Consider the following 20,275-nt stretch of genomic DNA (forward strand, 5'->3'; position numbering starts at 1 on the left):
CGGGAACGGCTCAAGGAGGCGCAGAACCCGACGCCCGAGCCGATCGCGATCGTCTCGGCGGCGTGCCGGCTGCCCGGCGGCGCCGAGTCGCCCGAGGAGTTGTGGCGCATCCTGGCCGAAGGGGTCGACGTGGTCGGCGACTTCCCCGACGACCGAGGCTGGGACGTCGAGGAGCTGTACGATCCGGACCCCGATCGACCAGGCAAGTCGTATACCCGCAAGGGCGCGTTCCTGGCCGACATCGCCGGGTTCGACGCCGAGTTCTTCGGCATCTCGCCCCGCGAGGCGCTGGCCACCGACCCGCAACACCGGCTGCTCCTGGAGACCGCCTGGGAGCTGTTCGAGCGGGTCGGCATCGACCCGACCACGCTGGCGGGCAGCCGGACCGGGGTCTTCGCCGGCCTCAACGGGCAGGACTACGCGGCCCGGCTGAGCGAGGTGCCCGACGAGGTCGGCGGCTACATCGGCAACGGCAACGCGGCGAGCGTGGCGTCCGGGCGGATCGCCTACTCGTTCGGCTTCGAGGGCCCGGCGGTGACCGTGGACACCGCGTGCTCGTCCTCGCTGGTCGCGCTGCACCTGGCGGCACACTCGCTGCGCAGCGGCGAATGCGATCTCGCGATCGCCGGTGGCGTGACGCTGATGGCCTCGCCGCTGGGGTTCGTCGAGTTCTCCCGGCAGCGCGGCCTGGCCCCGGACGGCCGCTGCAAGGCGTTCGCGGGCGCGGCGGACGGCACCGGATGGTCCGAGGGCACCGGTCTGGTGCTGGTCGAACGGCTCGCGGACGCACGGCGGTCGGGCCACCGCGTGCTGGCCGTTCTGCGCGGCAGCGCGGTCAACCAGGACGGCGCCTCCAACGGCCTGACCGCGCCGAACGGCCCGTCCCAGCAGCGGGTGATCCGGCAGGCGCTGCGCAACGCCCGGCTGAGCGCGGCCGACATCGACGCGGTCGAGGCGCACGGCACCGGGACCACGCTGGGCGACCCGATCGAGGCGCAGGCGCTGATCGCGACCTACGGCAGGGACCGTCCCGAGGATCGACCGCTGTGGATCGGCTCGGCCAAGTCCAACATCGGGCACACCCAGGCCGCCGCCGGGATCGTCGGCGTGATCAAGATGATCGAGGCGATGCGACACGGCGTGCTGCCCAGGACGCTGCACGTGGACGAGCCGACGCCGCACGTGGACTGGTCGGCGGGCGCGGTGCGGTTGTTGACGCAGGCCAGGCCCTGGCCGGAGACCGGACGTCCGCGCCGGGTCGGCATCTCGGCGTTCGGTGCGAGCGGGACCAACGCACACCTGATCCTGGAGCAGCCGGAAGCCGTCGAGGCGACCGCCCCGGCGGAGGGGGAGCGCGAGGGCACGCTTGCCGCCGCGCCCTGGCTGCTCTCGGCCCGGACGCCGGCCGCGCTGCGCGCCCAGGCGGCCCGGCTCGCGGCACACGTGCGAGGCGCGGCGGTCAAGACCACCGACGTCGTGGACATCGGCTACTCGCTGGCCGCCGGCCGGGCCCGGTTCGACGAGCGCGCCGTGCTGGTCGCGGGCGCCGATTCGCCGACCGGCTTGGCCGGCTACCTGGCCGGCCTCGACGCGCTCGCCGCCGACACGCCGACCCCGACCGTGGTCCGGGGCTCGGCCGGCGGATCCGGCACGCTCGCCTACCTGTTCACCGGACAGGGCAGCCAGCGCGTCGGCATGGGCCGCGAACTGTACGACGCCTACCCGGTGTTCGCCGCCGCGTTCGACGAGGTGGCGAGGGCGCTGGACGGCGAGCTGGCGGGTCACGTCCCGTACCCGCTGCGCGATGTGGTGTTCGGCGTCGCCGAGGACGCCGCCGAACACCTGGACCGGACCGTGTACGCGCAGCCGGCGCTGTTCGCGATCGAGGTCGCGCTGTATCGGCTGTACGCGTCGTGGGGCCTGCGGCCGGACTTCGTCACCGGGCACTCGCTCGGCGAACTCACCGCCGCGCACGTCGCGGACGTGCTCACCGTCGCGGACGCGGCCACACTCGTGGCGGCCAGGGCCCGGCTGATGCAGGCGATGCCCACCACCGGGGCGATGATCGCGGTGCAGGCGAGCGAGGAGGAGGTCACCGCCGCGCTGGCCGGGCGCGAGCACGAGGTCGGCATCGCGGCGATCAACGGCCCGACCTCGATCGTGCTCTCCGGCGCTGCCGACGCGGCCCTCGAAATCGCCGCCGGCTTCGCCGCACAGGGCCGCAAGACCAAACGACTGCGGGTCAGCCACGCGTTCCACTCGCCGCTGATGACCGGGATGCTCGCCGAGTTCGAGCGCGTTGCCGGCACGCTGACCTATCGTGCGCCGCGCGTCCCGGTGGTCTCCAACCTCACCGGGCGACCGGCCGGGATCGAGGAACTGGGCGACCCGGGCCACTGGGTCGCACACGTGCGCAACGCGGTCCGCTTCCGGGACGTGATCGCACACCTCGCGACGGCCGGCGTCACCACCTATCTCGAACTCGGCCCGGACGGCGTGCTCACCGCGATGGCCCAGGACAGCCTGGCCGACGCGCCCGCGAGCGACCAGGCGCCCGCCTTCGCGGCGGCGCTGCGCCGGGACCGGCCGGAGGCGGACACCGCGCTGCTCGCACTCGGCACCGCCCACGCGCACGGCGCCGACGTGGACTGGGCCACGCTGTACGCCGGTTCCGGCGCACGCCGGGTCGAGCTGCCCACGTACCCCTTCCAGCACCGGCGCTTCTGGATCGAGCAACCCGCCACGACGGCCGGAAACGCCGCCGGCCTGGGGCTGGCCGCCGCCGAGCACCCGCTCCTGGCCGCCTCGTTGCGAGTGGCCACCGGCCCGGGCGCGGCGGCGGACGGCGGACCGCACGCGGTGCTGCTGACCGGGCGACTGTCGCTGCGCACCCATCCGTGGCTGGCCGCGCACGTTGTGCTCGGTTCGGTCCTGGTGCCCGGAACGGCCTTCGTGGAGGCCGCGATCCGGGCGGGCGACGAGGTAGGCCTGGACACCGTCGACGAGCTGGTGATCGAGACTCCGCTGATTCTGCGCGAGCGGGACGCGGTACATCTCCAGGTCGTCGTCGACGGCCCCGAGGACGAGCGCACCGACCGGCGGCCGATCGCGGTGTACGCCCGGCCCGAGGACGCCGAGTCGGACGCGCCGTGGACGCGGCACGCGGTCGGCTTCCTGGTCGCCGCCGAGGACGGAACGCGGACCGATGGCGCCGCCGGCGAGGTGTGGCCGCCGGTGGGCGCGACGGCGATCGACGTGAGCCGGGCGTACGCCACACTCGCCGAGGCCGGGATCGACTACGGCCCGGCGTTCCAGGGCCTGCGAGCCGCCTGGCGGCTGGGTGACAAGATCCTCGCCGAAGCCGAACTGCCCGCCGAACAACACGCCGACGCCGCCCGATTCGGCATCCACCCGGCACTGCTCGACGCGGCGCTGCACATCGCCTCCCTGGACAACCTGGATCAATCGCGGGACACGCAAGGGCGCCGGCTGCCGTTCGTGTGGAACGGAGTGCGACTGCACGCGTCCGGCGCGACCACGCTCCGGATCCGGATCGCGGTGACCGGGCCCGGCGAGCTGACCTTGGCGGCCACCGACGCCGGCGGCGCGCCGGTGGTGTCGATCGACACGCTGGCCACACGGCTGGTGACGGCGGATCAACTCGAGGGGCGGCAGACGGCGGAAGCGGACGCGCTGTTCGAGCTCGCCTGGGTCGACCACGCGGTGGTCGACGAACCGGGCGCGCCGGCCCCGGCGATCGCACTCGGCACGGACACCCGGCGGCTCGCCGACGGAACGCTCATGCTGACGGTCGAGGCCGCCGAGGACACGCTCACCGCCGTACACCGGGAGACCGCACGGGTGTTGGCGCAGCTCCAGGGCGACGCCGAACGTGTCCTGGTGCTCACCCGCGGCGCCTTCGCGGTGACCGAGGGCGACGTACCCGATCCGACCGGCGCGGCGGTGGCCGGTCTGGTCCGCTCCGCCCAGTCCGAACAGCCGGGCCGGATCGTATTGATCGACCTGGACGAGGAACCCGCCTCGCACGCCGTGCTCGGCGCGGCCCACGCGAGCGCGCGCGCCGCCGACGAACAGCAACTGGCGATCCGCGCGGGAGCGCCGTACGCGCCGCGTCTGCGCCGGGCCGCGGCGCTCGATCCGCGCGAGGTGCGCGGCTGGGACCCCGAGGGCACCGTCCTGGTGACCGGCGGTATCGGGGTGCTCGGCGCGCTCCTCGCCCGACACCTGGTGGCCGAACACGGTATGCGCCGGTTGCTGTTGACCGGCCGTCGGGGCCCGGACACCCCGGGCGCGGCCGACCTGGTCGCCGAACTGACCGCGCTCGGCGCGCAGGTCAGCGTCGTGGCGGCGGACGTGGCGGACCGCGAGGCGCTGGCCGCGCTGATCGCCGGTGTGCCGGCGGCCTATCCGCTGACCGCCGTCGTGCACGCGGCCGGTGTCATCGACGACGGTGTGCTCGACGCGCTCACCCCCGAGCGGCTGGCGGCGGTACTGCGGCCCAAGGCCGACGCGGCCTGGCATCTGCACGAGTTGACCCGGCATCAGGACCTGGCCGGCTTCGTGCTGTTCTCCTCGGTGGCGGCCACCCTGGGCGGCCCCGGGCAGGGCAACTACGCCGCCGCCAACAGCTTCCTGGACGCGCTCGCCGCCCGACGCCGCGGGCTCGGGCTGCCCGCCGTCTCGTTGGCGTGGGGCATGTGGGCCGAGGCGGGCGGGATGACCGCGCACCTGGCCGACGCGGACCGGCTTCGCGCGGCCCGGGCCGGGATCCGTGCGCTGGGCTCGGCCGCCGGGCTGCGCCTGTTCGACCTGGCCGTGCGGCCGGACGGCGGTCCGAGCGGGATCGACCGGGCCGTACTGGTGCCGGCGCCGCTGGACCTGGCGGGCCTGCGGGCCCGGCCGGAGGCGGTTCCCGCGTTGCTGCGCGGCCTCGTCCGGCCCGGCCGGCGGCAGGCGGTCAAGGCGGCCGGACCGGCCTCGCTCGGGCAGCGGTTGGCCGCGCTGGGCTCGGCCGAGCGCGAGCAGGCACTGCTCGACCTGGTCCGCGCCGAGGTCGCGGGCGTACTGGGCGCGGACCCCGACGCGGTCGGCGTCCGACGCGCGTTCAGCGACCTGGGCATGGACTCGCTCACCGCGGTCGAACTGCGCAACCGGCTCAACACCGCCACCGGCCTGCGGCTGCCCGCGACCCTGGTCTTCGACCACCCGACCCCGGGCGCGCTCGCCGACCACCTGCGCGGCGCACTGCTCGGCGACCTGCCGGACGCGCACGCCGCGCCCGTGCCGGCGCCGGCGGGCGGGCTCGCGGCGACTGCGGACGACCCGATCGTGATCGTCGGCATGGCCTGCCGGCTCCCGGGTGGCGTGGCCTCCTCGGACGACCTGTGGCGGCTGGTCGAATCCGGCACCGACGCGGTGGGCGAGTTCCCCACCGATCGCGGGTGGGACGTCGAGGACCTGTTCGACCCGGACCCCGAGGCGGCCGGCAAGTCGTACACCCGGCACGGCGGCTTCCTCTACGACGCCGCCGAGTTCGACGCGGGGTTCTTCGAGATCTCACCGCGCGAGGCGCTGGCCACCGACCCGCAGCAGCGGCTGCTCCTGGAGACCACGTGGGAGGTGATCGAGCGGGCCGGCATCGACCCGACCACGCTGCGCGGCAGCCGGACCGGGGTGTTCGCCGGCGTGATGTACCACGACTACGCGCCGCACCCGGGCAACGTGCCCAGCGCCCTGGAGGGTTACGTCGGCAACGGCAACGCCGGCAGCGTCGCGTCCGGCCGGATCTCCTACTCGTTCGGCTTCGAGGGCCCGGCGGTCACCATCGACACCGCGTGCTCGTCCTCGCTGGTCACGCTGCACCTGGCCGCGCAGTCGTTGCGGCTGGGCGAGAGCGATCTCGCGGTCGCGGGCGGCGTCGCGGTGATGGCCTCACCGGGCGCGTTCACCGAGTTCTCCCGGCAGCGCGGCCTGTCCGTGGACGGGCGCTGCAAGGCGTTCGCCGGCGCGGCGGACGGCGTCGGCTGGGCCGAGGGCGTCGGCATGTTGCTGCTCGAACGGTTGTCGGACGCGCGGCGCAACGGGCATCGGGTGCTCGCGGTGGTGCGTGGCAGTGCGGTCAACCAGGACGGTGCCTCGAACGGCCTGACCGCGCCCAACGGCCCGTCCCAGCAGCGGGTGATCCGCCAGGCCCTGGCCAACTCCGGGCTGGCCGCCGGTGAGGTCGACGCGGTGGAGGCGCACGGGACGGGCACGACGTTGGGGGATCCGATCGAGGCGCAGGCGTTGATCGCGACGTATGGGCAGGACCGCCCCTCGGAGCGACCCTTGTGGTTGGGTTCGTTGAAGTCGAACATCGGGCACGCGCAGGCGGCCGCCGGTGTCGCGGGTGTGATCAAGATGGTCGAGGCGCTGCGGCGCGGGGTGTTGCCCAGGACGTTGCACGTGGACGAGCCGACGCCGCACGTGGACTGGTCGGCCGGCGCGGTACGGCTGCTGACGCAGGGCCGGCCGTGGCCCGAGACCGGTCGGCCTCGCCGAGCGGGGGTCTCCTCGTTCGGGGTCAGCGGCACCAACGCGCACGTGATCCTGGAGCAGCCGCCGGCGGAGGTCGAGCCCGACCCGGGCGACGCGCACCCCGACACGGTGCTGCCCTGGATCGTGTCCGCCAAGCGGGTCCCGGCACTGCGCGCACAGGCCGAACGACTGGCCGACCTCCTCGCGAGCGGCCCGGATCCGGTGGACGTCGGCTCGGCCCTGATCGGCACCCGGGCCGCGCTCGAAGAGCGCGCGGTGGTGATCGGCGAGCCGGACTTGCTGACCGAGGGCCTGGCCGCGCTGTCCCGAGGCGACTCGGCCGCCGACGTGGTGACCGGATCGGCGGCGGGCACGCTCGGCAGGACGGTGTTCGTCTTCCCCGGACAGGGCTCGCAGTGGGTCGGGATGGCCGCCGAACTCTACGGCCAGTCGGCCGTGTTCGCGTCCCGAGTCGGCGAGTGCGCGAAGGCGCTCGAACCGTTCGTCGACTGGTCGGCGACCGATGTGCTGACCGGTGTCGAGGGCGCGCCGTCGTTGGATCGAGTGGACGTGGTCCAGCCCGTGTTGTGGGCGGTCCTGGTCTCCCTCGCCGAGGTGTGGCGTTCGTACGGCGTGCTCCCGGACGCGGTCGTGGGCCATTCGCAGGGCGAGATCGCGGCGGCGGTGGTCGCGGGCGGGTTGTCGTTGGCGGACGGTGCGCGGGTGGTGGCGCTGCGAAGCAAGGCGATCGTGGCATTGTCCGGACGCGGTGGGATGGCGTCGGTGGCGCTGCCCGAGGCGGAAGTGCGGGAGCGGATCGCGGAGTGGGGCGGGCGGGTGTCGATCGCCGCCGTCAACGGTCCCGGTCAGGTGGTGGTCTCCGGCGATCCGGACGTGCTCGCCGAACTGGTCGCCTCGGTGACGGCCGAGGGTGGCCGGGCCCGGGTGATTCCGGTGGACTACGCGTCGCACTCGGCCCAGGTGGACGAGATTCGGGACCGGATCGTCGCCGATCTGGCCGATATCGCGCCGGTGTCCGGGACGGTGCCGATCCTGTCGACCGTCACCGGCGAGTGGCTGGACACGGCCTCGATGGATGCCGGCTACTGGGCGGGCAATCTGCGGGAGACCGTGCGGTTCGAGGAGGCCACGCGAGCCCTGGCCGCCTCCGGGCACGGGGTCTTCGTCGAGGTGAGCCCGCATCCGGTGCTGGTGGCGGCGATCCAGGAGACCCTGGAGGCCGCCGAGACGAAGCGCTCGCTCGTGGTCGGTACGCTGCGCCGCGACCAGGGCGGTGCGCGGCGCCTGTACACCTCGCTCGCCGAGTTGTGGGTGCGCGGCGTCGACGTCGACTGGAGCACGGCCTACGCGGGGTACCGGCCACGCCGAGTGCAGTTGCCCACGTACGCGTTCCAGCACGAGCGCTACTGGCTCGACGGGAGCCGGACCGCGCGGGACGGCGCGGGCGCGCTCGGACTGCCGAGCGAGGCCGGCCCGCGGCCCGTCGAGGACGCGGCGCCCACTCTTCCGGACCGGCTCGCGGGCCTGGGACCGGCCGAACGCGAGGGTGTGGTGCTGGAATTCATACGCACCGAGACCGCCGTCGTGCTCGGCCACGGCGACCCGGTCGCGGTCGAGCCCGAACGTGCCTTCCGTGAACTCGGCTTCGACTCGCTGACCGCCGTGGAGCTGCGCAACCGGCTGAACGCGGGTTCGGGCCTGCGACTGCCGGCCACGCTGATCTTCGACTACCCGACCCCGACCGAGGTCGCCGCGTTCGTCGCCGAGTTGCTCGCCGACCGACCGGCGAGCGTCCCGGGCCGCCCGCTGCCGTCCGCGCTGGAGGAACTCGACCGGCTGGACGCCGCGCTGTCGGCGGACCTCGGCGACTCCGCCCGGCGGTTGGCGATCCTCGACCGGCTGCGGGTGCTCGCGAACAAGTGGGCCGACCCCTCGGCCGGTTCGGCGCCGGCCGACTCGGACGAGATCGATCTGGACACCGCCAGCGACGAGGAACTGTTCGGCCTGCTCGACAACAACGTCGAATCCTTCTGACCCCCCCGGACCACCGAACCCATCAGGAAAGGCAGTTCCATGTCGGACGAAGACAAGCTCCGGGGATATCTCAAGCGCGCGCTGGCCGATGTCCGCCAGGCAAGGAAACGGGTCCACGAGATCGAGGCGAGCCGGCGCGAGCCGATCGCGATCGTCGGGATGGCCTGCCGGCTGCCCGGTGGCGTCGGCTCGCCCGAAGACCTGTGGCGGCTGGTCGAATCCGGGACGGACGCGGTCGGCGAGGCCCCCACCGACCGGGGCTGGGACCTGCGCGACCTCTACGATCCGGACCCCGACCGGCCCGGCACCACCTACACGACGGCGGGCTCCTTCCTGCCGGACGCCGGGGACTTCGACGCGGCGTTCTTCGGCATCTCGCCCCGCGAGGCGTTGGCCACCGACCCCCAGCAGCGGCTGCTCCTGGAGACCGCGTGGGACGCGTTCGAGCGCGCCGGCATCGACGTCACGAGCCTGCGCCGCAGCCGGACCTCGGTGTTCACCGGAATCGCCGGGATCGATTACGCGCCGGCCCTGGACCGGGTTCCGCAGGAGTTGGAGGGCTACCTGGGCACCGGGACGCTGGGCAGCGTGGCGTCCGGTCGGATCTCCTACACCTTCGGGTTCGAGGGGCCCGCGGTGACGGTGGACACCGCGTGCTCGTCGTCGTTGGTGGCGCTGCATCTGGCGGCGCAGTCGCTGCGCTCGGGCGAGTGCGATCTCGCGCTCGCGGGCGGCGCCACGGTGATGGCCTCGCCGATGGGCTACGTCGAGTTCTCCCGGCAGCGCGGGTTGTCCGTGGACGGCCGGTGCAAGGCGTTCGCCGCGTCGGCGGACGGCACCGGGTGGGCCGAGGGGGTCGGCGTACTGATCCTGGAACGTCTCTCGGACGCCGAGCGCCTGGGCCATCGGGTGCTCGCCGTGGTGCGTGGCAGCGCGGTCAACCAGGACGGCGCCTCGAACGGTCTGACCGCGCCGAACGGACCGGCCCAGCAGCGGGTGATCCGCGAGGCGCTGGCCAACGCCGAGCTGGCGGCGGGCGACGTGGACGTGGTGGAGGCACACGGGACCGGGACCACCTTGGGCGACCCGATCGAGGCGCAGGCCCTGCTGGCCACGTACGGCCGGGACCGCCCGGCGGAACGGCCTCTGTGGCTGGGTTCGTTGAAGTCCAACATCGGCCACGCGCAGGCCGCGGCCGGTGTCGCGGGTGTGATCAAGATGGTCCAGGCGCTGGGCCACGGCGTGTTGCCGAAGACGCTGCACGCCGAGGAGCCGACGCCGCACGTGGACTGGTCCTCGGGCGGGGTGCGGTTGTTGACCGAGGCTCGGCCCTGGCCGGAGGCGGACCGCCCGCGTCGGGCGGCGGTGTCCGCGTTCGGGGTGAGCGGCACCAACGCGCACGTGATCCTGGAACTCCCGGAACCGGAGCCGGAGATCGCCGAGCGGGACGACGCGCCGGAGCCCGCCGTACTGCCGTGGGTGTTGTCGGCCAAGACCCCGGACGCGTTGCGCGCGCAGGCGGGTCGCCTGGCGGATCGGCTCGGCGCCGACCCGTCGCCCGCGACCGTGGACGTGGGCTTCTCGCTGGTGTCCACCAGGGCCGCGTTCGGGGAGCGCGCCGTCGTGCTCGGCGATCGGAGCCGACTGGTCGCGGGCCTGGGCGCGGTGCTGCGCGCCGAGTCGGTGGCCGGCGTGGTCACCGGGTCGGCCGGGCCGGTGGGCCGGACCGTGTTCGTCTTTCCCGGCCAGGGTTCGCAGTGGACCGGGATGGCGGCCGAACTGCACGAGCAGTCACCACTGTTCGCGGCGGCCTTCGCGGAGTGCGCGAAGGCGCTGGAGCCGTTCGTGGACTGGTCGGCGACCGACGTGCTCACCGGCGTCGAGGGCGCGCCGTCCCTGGATCGGGTGGACGTGGTCCAGCCGGTGTTGTGGGCGGTGCTGGTGTCGCTCGCCGAAGTGTGGCGCTCGTTCGGGGTGGTCCCGGACGCGGTCGTGGGCCATTCGCAGGGGGAGATCGCGGCGGCGGTGGTGGCCGGCGGATTGTCCCTGGAGGACGGCGCTCGGGTGGTGGCGCTGCGGAGTCGGGCGATCGTCGCGTTGTCCGGGCGCGGTGGGATGGCCTCGGTGGCGCTGGCCGAGTCGCACGTCCGCGCGCGGATCGACGCGTGGGACGGGCGGATCTCGGTCGCGGCCGTGAATGGTCCGGGCCAGGTGGTGGTCTCGGGAGAGCCGGACGCGCTGGCGGAGCTGGTCGCGGCGGTGACCGCCGAGGGTGGCCGGGCCCGCCTGATTCCGGTGGACTACGCGTCGCACTCGGCCCAGGTGGAGGAGATCCGGGCACGCATCGCCGAGGACCTGGCGGCGGTCGCGCCGGTGTCCGGGTCGGTGCCGCTGTGGTCGACGGTGACCGGCGACTGGTTGGACACGACCGGGATGGATGGCGCGTACTGGGCGACCAACCTGCGGGAGACGGTCCGGTTCGAGGAGGCGACCCGGGGGCTGGCGGCGTCCGGGCACGGGGTGTTCGTCGAGGTGAGCCCGCATCCGGTGTTGACCGCCGCGATCGAGGCGACGCTGGAGGACGCGGGTCGGGAAAGTCCGGTCGTGGTCGGCACGTTGCGCCGCGACCAGGGTGGCGCGCAGCGCCTGTACACCTCGCTCGCCGAGTTGTGGGTGCGTGGGGTGTCCGTCGACTGGGGCACGGCCTTCGCCGAACACCAGCCGAGCCGGGTCGACTTGCCCACCTACGCGTTCCAGCGCAAGCGCTACTGGCGGCAGACCCTGGGCGATCCGACGGCCGGACCCGCGTCGCTGGGCCTGCGCCCGGTCGAACACCCGCTGCTCGGCGCTTCCGTGCGCGCCGGCGACGGCGACGAGGTGTTGCTGACCGGGCGGATCTCGGTGCGGTCGCATCCGTGGCTGGCCGACCACGCGGTGCGCGACACGGTGTTGTTGCCGGCGTCCGCCTTCCTGGAACTCGCGCTGCGGGCCGGCGACGAGGTGGGCCTGGGCACGGTGGACGAACTCGTGATCGAGGCACCGCTGATCCTGGCCGACTCGGACGCGGCCGTGCACCTTCAGGTCGCGGTGGGTGCGGCGGCCGAGGACGGGCGGCGCCGGTTCGCGGTGTTCTCGCGGGAGGAGGACGCGCCGGAAGACGCGGACTGGGCCCGGCACGCGGGTGGCTTCCTGGCGCCGGAGGCGGCCGAGGTCGACGCCGGGACGGACGCCGCGTTCGCCTTCGGCGACTGGCCGCCCGCCGACGGGGTCGAGGTCCCGGTCGAGGACGCCTACGACGTGCTCGTCGCCGCCGGGATCGACTACGGGCCGGTCTTCCAGGGCCTACAGGCGGCGTGGCGCGGCGACGACGTGCTGTTCGCCGACGTCGCGCTGGCCCCGGAGCAGGCCGAGGACGCGCCGCGGTTCGGCGTGCATCCGGCCCTGCTGGACTCGGCGCTGCACATCGCGGTGGTCGACGCCGTGCGGCGCGCCGCGGCGGCCGGTGAGCGGACCGGGACGAGCCTGGCCTACGCCTGGAGCGGTGTGCGGTTGCACGCGACCGGCGCGGCCCGGCTGCGGGTGCGGCTCGCGTTCGCCGGTCCGGACGCGGTCTCCCTGGAGGCCGCGGACGAGCGGGGCGCGCCGGTGTTGTCGGTCGGGTCGCTGATCTCCCGCCCGGTGCCCGGCGGCCTGCCGGCCGGCGGCGCCGGTACCCGATCGCGGGCCTCGGCGGATGCGGACGTACCGGGCTCGGCGGCCGTACGGCGCACCCGGCGGGCCGTGCGCTCGGCGCCGGCGAGCACCGCATCGGCGTTCGCGCAGCGGCTCGCGGCGGGGTCCGAGGGGGAGCGGATCGAGATCCTGGTGGATCTGGTGCGCGCCGAACTGGGCGTCGTGCTCGGCCACGCGGGCGACGAATCGGTGGACGCGGACCAGGCGTTCCTCGAGGTCGGCCTGGACTCGCTGACCGCCGTGGAACTGCGCAACCGGCTGTCCGCCGCGACCGGTCTCCGGTTGCCCGCCACGGTCACGATCGCGCATCCCACCCCGCGCGGCCTCGCCCTGCACCTGGACGCCGAACTGGCCGAACAGGGCAAGTCCCCGGCGAAGGCGCAGGTTTCGGAGGCCGCGCCCACCGAGGTGGCCAAGGGCGCGCTGGCCTCCTTCTACGTCCAGCTCTGCGCGGCCGGCAAGTACAACACCGCGGCCGAGGTGATCATGGCCTCGGCGGGCCTGCGCCCGTCCTTTCCGCCGGCCGAGCGCGACCGGCACGCCAAGCCGGTGCTGCGGTTGGCCACGGGCGACGCGGGGCCCGCGATCGTGTGCTTCCCGTCGCTGAGCGCGATCTCCGGACCGCACGAGTACGCCCGCTTCGGGCAGGTGTTCCAGGGCGAGCGGGACGTGTTCGTGCTCCAGACGCCGGGCTTCGCGGCCGAGGAGTCGCTGCCCGAGCACGCCGACGCCCTGATCCAGATTCACCTGGAGAGTGTGCGGGCGGCCGTGGGCGAGCGGCCGTTCATCGTGGTGGGGCGTTCGATGGGCGGTTGCATCGCGCACGAGGTGACCCGCCGACTGGAGGCCGAGGGCGTGCGTCCCGTCGGACTGGGACTGATCGACACGTTCCCGATCGACACCGCGCTGGTGCCGGGCATGGACTGGTGGCTGCCCGCGATGATCGAGGGCATGCTCGGCCGGGTCGCGCGGTACGACATGACCCTGAACGACACCAACCTGACCACGATGGGCCGGTACCAGCGGCTGTTCGCCGATTGGAAGCCGCAGCCGATCGCGACCCCGACCCTGGTCGCCCAGGCGCAGACCCCGGTGCGGGGCACGGTGATCGATCCCGAGGGCCGGTGGGACTGGCGGGCGTACTGGCCGCTGCCGCACGACCTGATCGGGATCACCGGTGACCACTTCACCGTGCTGGAGGACCACGCCGACCTGACGGCGGCGACGATCGTGGAATGGGCGGCCGGTCTGCCCGGCTGAGCGCTCCACCACGGCACATCGCGAGCACAACACCACTTCGAGGCTGGGAAATTCATGACGAAGGTACTGTCCCCGGCGGATCTCGCCGAGATCCACCGCACACTCGCGCTGTTCGCGCACGTCTTCGACAACGGGGATGTGGCCGGGCTCGATCTCGTGTTCACCGAGGACGTCGTGGTCGAGATCGGCGTCGGCGCGCCGCGGTCCTTCCGGGGCATCGCCGAGTTCGCCGAGTACACCCGGGGCAAGAGCGCGGCGACGCCGGACCACCACACGCTCAACACCACCGTCGAGGTGGACGGGCACGGGCAGGTCCAGGCCCGCAGCCGGTACATCGGGATCAACCCGGCGGGCCGGCTGACCGGCGGCGAGTTCCTGGACATCCTGCGGGAGACCCCGCACGGCTGGCGGATCGCCTACCGACTGAGCCTGCCACGCGCCCCCCGCCAGGCCGGCGCGGGCGCGCCCAAGGCGGAATTCCCGCTTCCGGTACGGCTTTCCGAAGTGGTCGCATCGTGAGCGCCGGCGCGGTGAGGCTGACCGCCGAGGACGTCGCGGGCATCCACGACACCCTCGCGCTGTTCGCGCACGTCTTCGACAACGACGACATCGGCGAGCTGGACCGGGTGTTCACCGACGACGCGGTGATCGAGAACACCATCGGCAACGGCTACACGCTCGACGGCCTGGCCTCGGCCCGGCAGTTCACCGGTCGACGCAGCCCGGACACACCCGACCACCAGACGCTGGACACGGTGTTGTTGGTGGACGCGGGCGGCACGGTGCGGGCCCGCAGCCGGTACATCGCCACGCTGACCGACGGCGAGGTGCACGGCGGGGACTACTACGACATCCTCGAACGCACGCCGCGGGGCTGGCGGATCAAGTACCGGGTCTCGGTGCCCCGGCATCCGATCCTGGACCGGATCGACCTGCCGGAGGAGTTCGCCCGGGCATGGCGGCCCACGGCGGACAACGTGGTGCGGTTCGCCCGGGAGTGAGAAACGCACGGATCGGGGCGCGGCCGACGGCCGCGCCCCGATCCCGGTGGAGCTCGGGGGTGCGGACCCACCAGGATCCGCCGGACAGGGCCTAGCGGGCCACCGCGATCGTGGTCAGCGCGATGCCCGCGTCGACCTGCCAGCGACCGGCGAACCCGTCCAGCGGTCGGTCCTCGATCAACAGCCGGGCGGCGAAGGTGCCGGCCACCGGATCGAACTCGACCTCGGCCTCGGCGAAGTCCAACCACCGTTCGGTGAGCGGGAACCACGCCTTGTAGACCGACTCCTTGGCGCTGAACAACAGCCGATCCCAGGCGATCTCGGGTCGGCCGGCGGCCAGGTCGAGCAGGTGCTTGCGCTCGGTCTCGGACGAGACGGTCGTCAACACCCCCTCGGGCAGCGGCAGTGCCGGCTCGGCGTCGATGCCCAGGGTGAGCAGCACGGCCCGATCGGCGACGGCCGCGGCACGGTACCCGGCGCAGTGCGTCATGCTGCCGACCACGCCCGCCGGCCACCCGGGCGCGCCGCGCAACCCCGGCAGCAGCGGTGCGGCGGGTACGCCCATCCGGGCCAACGCGCGGCGTGCGCAGCGCCGTACGGTGGTGAACTCGCGGCGGCGCTTGTCCACCGCCTTGGCGAGCAGCGCCTCCTCGGCCGGGAACAGCGGCGGCCCGTCGGGGTCGTCGAAGGACTCCTCGGCGAACACCTCGGGCGGCAACACGCGGGCGATCAGCGTCTCGTCGACGGGACGCGTGGCGGTCATCGGGCGCCCGCCTGTTGGTCCGTACGGGTGGTGTCGGCGGTCTCGGCGGGCACGATCCGGCGCGGGATCGGCCGGCGCAGCCCGTTCTTGCGCTCGCGCGGATAGCCGAGCGAGACCTCCTCGAAGCGCACCCCGTCGTACCACGTGGTGCGCGGGATGTGCAGGTGGCCGTAGACGACGGCGGCGGTCGGGAAGCGGCGATGCCAGTCGGCGGTGAGGTCGGTGCCGCACCACTGCGCGAACTCCGGGTACCACATCACGTCCGTGGGCTGCCGGACCAGCGGGAAGTGATTGACCATCAACAGCGGCGCGTCCGGATCGGCCGCCGCCGCGAGCCGGCCCTCGCTGTACGCCACCCGGGCCCGGCACCACTCGCCTCGGGTCGGATAGGGGTCGGGGTGCAGCATGAACTCGTCGCTGCACACCACGCCGGCGGCGTACGCGGCGTCCAACGCCTCCTGCTGCGTGGTCGTGCCGGGCGGGCGCCAGGTGTAGTCGTAGAGCACGAACAGCGGTGCCACGGTGACCGGACCGCCCGGACCGTCCCAGACCGGGAACGGGTCCTCGGGGGTGAGCACGCCCAACTCCCGGCACATCGCCACCAGATGGCGGTAGCGCTCCTCGCCGCGCAGTTGCACCGGGTCGTCCGGCGTGGACCACAACTCGTGGTTTCCCGGGACCCACACCACGCGCGCGAAACGCTCGGCGAGCAGCCGAAGGGTCGCCTGGGTCTCCTCGATGTGCTCGGCCACGTCACCCGCGACCAGGATCCAGTCCTGGTCGGTTCCGGGCCGGATGCCCTCGACGAGTACGCGGTTGGACGGGATCGCGGAATGCAGGTCGCTGACTGCGTACAGCGCGCGCTCGGGCAAACGGGCAGTGCTCATCGATCGACCATAAGCGGGTTCGCGGTGCGCTGGGAAGGCCGACACGAGGTGGTCCGGCTCGCCCGCAAGGCCCGCGCAAGGTCGCGTAGGGGTCGGTCAGGGGTACGCCACACGCCCGGCATATGTCACCGTCGTCAGGAAGCAAGACCGGACCGCCGGAGAGCGCAAGACCCGACCGTCAAAGAGAGGGAAGAGCCGTTGCGGTACGAGATTCTCGGCCCCGTGCGGATCGTCGACGGCCATGAGCCGCGCACGATCGCGGCGCCCAAGCCGGAGACCCTCCTGGCCGCCCTGCTCGCGCGGCGGGGCCAATTGCTGACCGTCGAGCAGATCGTGGCCGAGATCTGGCCCGACGCCGGACCGCAGCGGGCCAAGTCCACGGTGCACGTGTACGTTTCCCGGCTGCGGGCGATGCTCGGCGCCCAGGGGCCCGCGCGGCACGGCCCGTTGGCCACCTGCGCGGGCGGCTACGTGCTGCACGCGGGACCGGACCGGCTGGACGCGGACGCGTTCCACGGCCTGGTCGACCGGGGCCGGGCGGGACTGTGCGCCGGGCGGCGGCACGAGGCGGCGGAGACCTTCACGAGCGCCCTCGACCTGTGGCGGGGGCCGGCGTACGCGGGCGTCACGCAGGGGCCGATCGTGCGCGCGCACGCGGCGCGGCTGGACGCGTCCCGGCTGGAGTGCCTGGAAATGCTGATCGAGGCCAACCTCGCGCTCGGCCGCTATCGGGAGAGCGTCGCGCGGCTGTACGCGCTGACCGCCGAGTATCCGCTGCACGAGAACTTCGCCCGGCACCTGATGGTCGCGCTCAACCACTGCGGCCGGCGCGGCGACGCGCTCGCGGTGTACCAGGGCACGCGGGGAGCGTTGCGCGAGGTCCTGGGCCTGGAGCCGTCCCGGGCGTTGCGCGAGGTACAGCACGCGGTGCTCACCGGAGTGGAGCCGCGGGGCACGCGGACCGACTCGCTCGCCGGGTAGCGATGATCAACAGCGACGATCGGGAAGGAACCCGTCACATGACTACCGCCTCCGCCGTCTCGGATGCCTGGATCCGCCGATTCCATCCGGCCGCGAAACCGCTGCCGCGCCTGGTCGCCCTGCCGCACGCGGGTGGATCGGCGAGCTTCTGGTTCCCGCTGTCTGCGGCGCTCGAGGGCCGGGCCGAGGTGCTCGGCGTGCAGTACCCGGGGCGCCAGGATCGGCGTGCCGAACCGCTGATCGACGACATCGACACCCTGGCGGACCGGATCACCGCGGCCCTGGACCCGTGGCTGGACGAGCGGAGTCCGCTGATCCTGTTCGGCCACAGCATGGGCGCGATCCTCGGCTACGAGGTGGCCCGCCGGTTGCGGGTGCCGCCCGCCGCGCTGATCGCCTCCGGCCGCCGGGCCCCGGACCGGGGGCGCGACGAGCGGCTCCACCTCCTGGACGACGCGGGGCTGGCCGCCGAACTGCGCTCGATGAGCGGCACGGACGCGAGCATCCTGGCGGACGAGGAGGTGCTGCGCATGGTGCTGCCGGCGCTGCGCGCCGACTACCGCGCGATCGAGACGTACAAGTGCGCTTCCGCGAACCCGCTGGAATGCCCGATCACGGTGCTGATCGGCGACAGCGACCCGAAGGTCACCCTCGACGAGGCGATGTCCTGGCGCGAACACACGATCGGCACATTCGCCCTGCACACCTTCGCCGGCGGACACTTCTACCTGACCGATCACCAGGCCGCGGTCACCGCGCGCATCGCCGCCGCGATCTCGGCGGTGACGGGCCGCTCCGGCGCCTGAGCCACCCGGGGTGCCCCCGGTCGGCGGACCACCGCTCGGGGCGCTCGCTCGAATGGCTCCCGGTCTCGACCGGCGTACCGGTCCGGGACACGGGGGCCGACGAGCGCCGGATCGAACACTCATGCGAAACGCGGTGCACGCTCCGCCGGCGGCGGCGATGCGGCCCGCCGATGATCGAGGCATGGCCGGTCAGGATCAAGTTCATGCCGTATTGCCCGAGATTCAGCCGATGCTGGCCACCGCCGCGGCGCTGCCGGGGGAGGGCTACGACCTCGACTGGGGCTTCGAGGTCAACTGGGACGGCGCCCGTACGGTGGCGTACTGCGCGGGGGACCGGACCGTACGACTGGTCTCGGGCGAGGGCGAGGACGTCACCCGTACCTACCCCGAGCTGGCCGGCCTCGGCGAGCAGCACGGACAGCGGCAGGCCGTGCTCGACGGGGAGATCGTGGTGCTCGACGATCGCGGGCGCCCCGACCTCGAACTGCTCCGACGGCGGATGGGCGTGGTGAACCCACGCAAGGTGGCCCGGCTGACCATGGACGCTCCGGTGCACCTGATGCTCTTCGACGTGATGTACCTGGACGGCCGCTCGCTGCTGCCCACCCCGTACCGCGAGCGCCGGATGCTCCTGGAGAGCCTGGACCTGGCCGGGCCCCGGTGGTCCACGCCCGAATGGAGCGAGGGCGACGTGCAGCACGCGTGGGCGACGAGCCTGCACCACGGGTACGAGGGCATCGTGGGCAAGCGGCTGGCCTCGGACTACCAGCCCGGTCGCCGCTCCCCGGACTGGATCAAGGCCAAGCACATCGAGACGCACGACGTGGTCATCGGCGGCTGGGTCGAGGGCCGAGGCGACCTGCGCGGCCTCCCGGGCAGCCTGCTCGTGGGCGTCGACGCACCGGACGGGCTGCGCTTCGTCGGCACGGTGGAGGACGGCCTGACCGCCGCCGAGCGCGGCGAACTCGGCGAATACCTGGGTGCGTTGACCCGCGCCGACTCGCCGTTCGCCGGATTCGCCGACATCCCCGGCGCGCAGTGGGTCGAACCCCGCCTGGTCGCCGAGGTCACCGTCTCCGGCTGGACCACCGGCGGCCGACTCCGCCACCCGACCTGGCAACGGCTGCGCCCGGACCTGACGCGTCGCTGAGGCACGGCCCCGATACCCCGGCGAGAACGCCGGGCGGCCGGCCGGTGAACATTGCCGGGGTCGGCGGGCGGGGCCGAAATCCGCCTATGCACGGGTGATTTCGGCACGGGACGATGAGGGACCCCATCCGAGCACCAAGGGCGACGACTGCGGAAGATCCGGACCGCGAACGGGCGTTTCGGCTCGGCATCCCGACGGGTCATCGGGTTCGGACAGCACAACTCCCGTCGATGCCTCCGCCGACGTCCCCACGTCCGCCGAGGAGACCACTCGTGCTCTCGCTGCCTCGCACCCTGTCCGCGACGGCCGTGGCCGTCACCGTCGTCGCCGGGACCGCATTCGTCGCGCCGACCGCCCACGCCGCCTCCGCGTCGAACTACGCGGCCCTGGGCGACTCGTACAGCGCCGGCGTCGGCGCGGGCAACTACCTACCCGACAGCGGCGCCTGCAAGCGCAGCGCCAACTCCTACCCGGCCCTGTGGAACAACAGCCACCCGGGCGGCTTCGCCTTCGTCGCCTGCTCCGGTGCCAAGACCGCCGACGTTCGCGTCGGCCAACTGTCCGTGCTGAACTCCGCGACCACCCTGGTGACCATCAGCATCGGCGGCAACGACGCCGGGTTCGTCGACACCGTCAAGTCCTGCGTGCTGGGTTCGGACAACGACTGCTCGGTCGCCGTCGACAAGGCGAAGACCTACGCGACGACGAAGCTCCCCGCCGACCTGGACGCCACGTACGCGCAGATCCACAACCGCGCGCCCAACGCGCGGCTGATCGTGCTCGGTTACCCGCGTCTGTTCGAACTCGGCGGGTGCTTCCTGGGCATGAGCACGTACAAGCGCACCATCCTCAACCAGGCCGCCGACACCCTGGCCGAGATCACCCGAGGGCGGGCCGGCGCGGCGAACGCCGACTACGCCGACGTGCGCGACCGCTTCGCCGGACACGGCGTGTGCGGCTCGAATCCCTGGATCAACAACATCAAGCTGCCGATCGACGAGTCCTACCACCCCAACGGCGCGGGCCAGAGCCAGGGCTACCTGCCCGCACTCCAGGCCACCGTCGGGGCGACCGTCGGAGTGCGCCCCTAGGGCCTCACGTGC

9 protein-coding genes and 1 pseudogene are annotated in these 20,275 nt (G+C 73.4%); 8 read left to right on the forward strand and 2 right to left on the reverse strand.

Annotated elements, in window-relative coordinates; translation table 11 throughout:
- Positions 1–36: 36 nt before the first annotated feature.
- From OG948_RS28890 to OG948_RS28905, 4 genes and pseudogenes are all read left to right on the forward strand, one after another.
- Positions 37–8,298 (forward strand): annotated as a pseudogene (locus tag OG948_RS28890) (type I polyketide synthase); the annotation flags it as partial.
- A gap of 375 nt (positions 8,299–8,673) precedes the next feature.
- Positions 8,674–13,584: an acyltransferase domain-containing protein gene (locus tag OG948_RS28895; RefSeq protein WP_406300362.1), complete on the forward strand. Its 4,911-nt coding sequence runs from the start codon at positions 8,674–8,676 to the stop codon at positions 13,582–13,584.
- A 54-nt stretch (positions 13,585–13,638) separates the two neighbouring features.
- Positions 13,639–14,103: a nuclear transport factor 2 family protein gene (locus OG948_RS28900; protein WP_406299253.1), complete on the forward strand. Its 465-nt coding sequence runs from the start codon at positions 13,639–13,641 to the stop codon at positions 14,101–14,103.
- Between the two features lie 11 nt (positions 14,104–14,114).
- A complete protein-coding gene (locus OG948_RS28905) occupies positions 14,115–14,585 on the forward strand; it encodes a nuclear transport factor 2 family protein (protein WP_406299254.1) in 471 nt (156 codons plus the stop codon).
- A 91-nt stretch (positions 14,586–14,676) separates the two neighbouring features.
- Here the strand turns inward: OG948_RS28905 and OG948_RS28910 are convergent, their stop codons facing one another.
- Together OG948_RS28910 and OG948_RS28915 are read right to left on the reverse strand one after the other, a co-directional pair.
- Positions 14,677–15,348 (reverse strand): 4'-phosphopantetheinyl transferase, encoded by a 672-nt coding sequence (locus OG948_RS28910; protein ID WP_406299255.1) that lies wholly within the window; start codon positions 15,346–15,348, stop codon positions 14,677–14,679.
- Positions 15,345–16,235 carry a metallophosphoesterase gene (locus OG948_RS28915; RefSeq protein ID WP_406299256.1) on the reverse strand — a complete coding sequence of 297 codons (891 nt, stop codon included), beginning with the start codon at positions 16,233–16,235 and terminating at the stop codon, positions 15,345–15,347. Before OG948_RS28915 ends, OG948_RS28910 begins: the two co-directional genes overlap by 4 nt.
- Positions 16,236–16,433: 198 nt before the next feature.
- On the opposite strand from OG948_RS28915, the gene OG948_RS28920 reads away from it, so the two are divergent.
- From OG948_RS28920 to OG948_RS28935, 4 genes are all read left to right on the forward strand, one after another.
- Entirely contained in the window at positions 16,434–17,216 is a 783-nt protein-coding gene (locus OG948_RS28920) for a BTAD domain-containing putative transcriptional regulator (RefSeq protein ID WP_406299257.1), read from the forward strand.
- A gap of 38 nt (positions 17,217–17,254) precedes the next feature.
- Complete coding sequence (locus tag OG948_RS28925; RefSeq protein ID WP_406299258.1) at positions 17,255–18,022, forward strand: thioesterase II family protein; 768 nt, start codon at positions 17,255–17,257, stop codon at positions 18,020–18,022.
- Positions 18,023–18,203: 181 nt separating this feature from the next.
- Positions 18,204–19,172, forward strand: a complete 969-nt coding sequence (gene ligD, locus OG948_RS28930; RefSeq protein WP_406299259.1) for a non-homologous end-joining DNA ligase — start codon at positions 18,204–18,206, stop codon at positions 19,170–19,172.
- Positions 19,173–19,444: 272 nt separating this feature from the next.
- Positions 19,445–20,263, forward strand: a complete 819-nt coding sequence (locus OG948_RS28935; RefSeq protein ID WP_406299260.1) for an SGNH/GDSL hydrolase family protein — start codon at positions 19,445–19,447, stop codon at positions 20,261–20,263.
- The last annotated feature ends 12 nt before the right edge of the window (positions 20,264–20,275 follow it).

It is taken from the genome of Embleya sp. NBC_00888 (genome assembly GCF_045207655.1).
Taxonomy (GTDB): Bacteria; Actinomycetota; Actinomycetes; order Streptomycetales; family Streptomycetaceae; genus Embleya.

Coding starts and splice junctions, on each gene's coding strand:
- OG948_RS28900 (WP_406299253.1), top strand. CDS start 13,639: ATGACGAAGGTACTGTCCCCGGCGGATCTCGCCGAGATCCACCGCACA.
- OG948_RS28910 (WP_406299255.1), bottom strand. CDS start 15,348: ATGACCGCCACGCGTCCCGTCGACGAGACGCTGATCGCCCGCGTGTTG.
- OG948_RS28915 (WP_406299256.1), bottom strand. CDS start 16,235: ATGAGCACTGCCCGTTTGCCCGAGCGCGCGCTGTACGCAGTCAGCGAC.
- OG948_RS28925 (WP_406299258.1), top strand. CDS start 17,255: ATGACTACCGCCTCCGCCGTCTCGGATGCCTGGATCCGCCGATTCCAT.
- ligD (WP_406299259.1), top strand. CDS start 18,204: ATGGCCGGTCAGGATCAAGTTCATGCCGTATTGCCCGAGATTCAGCCG.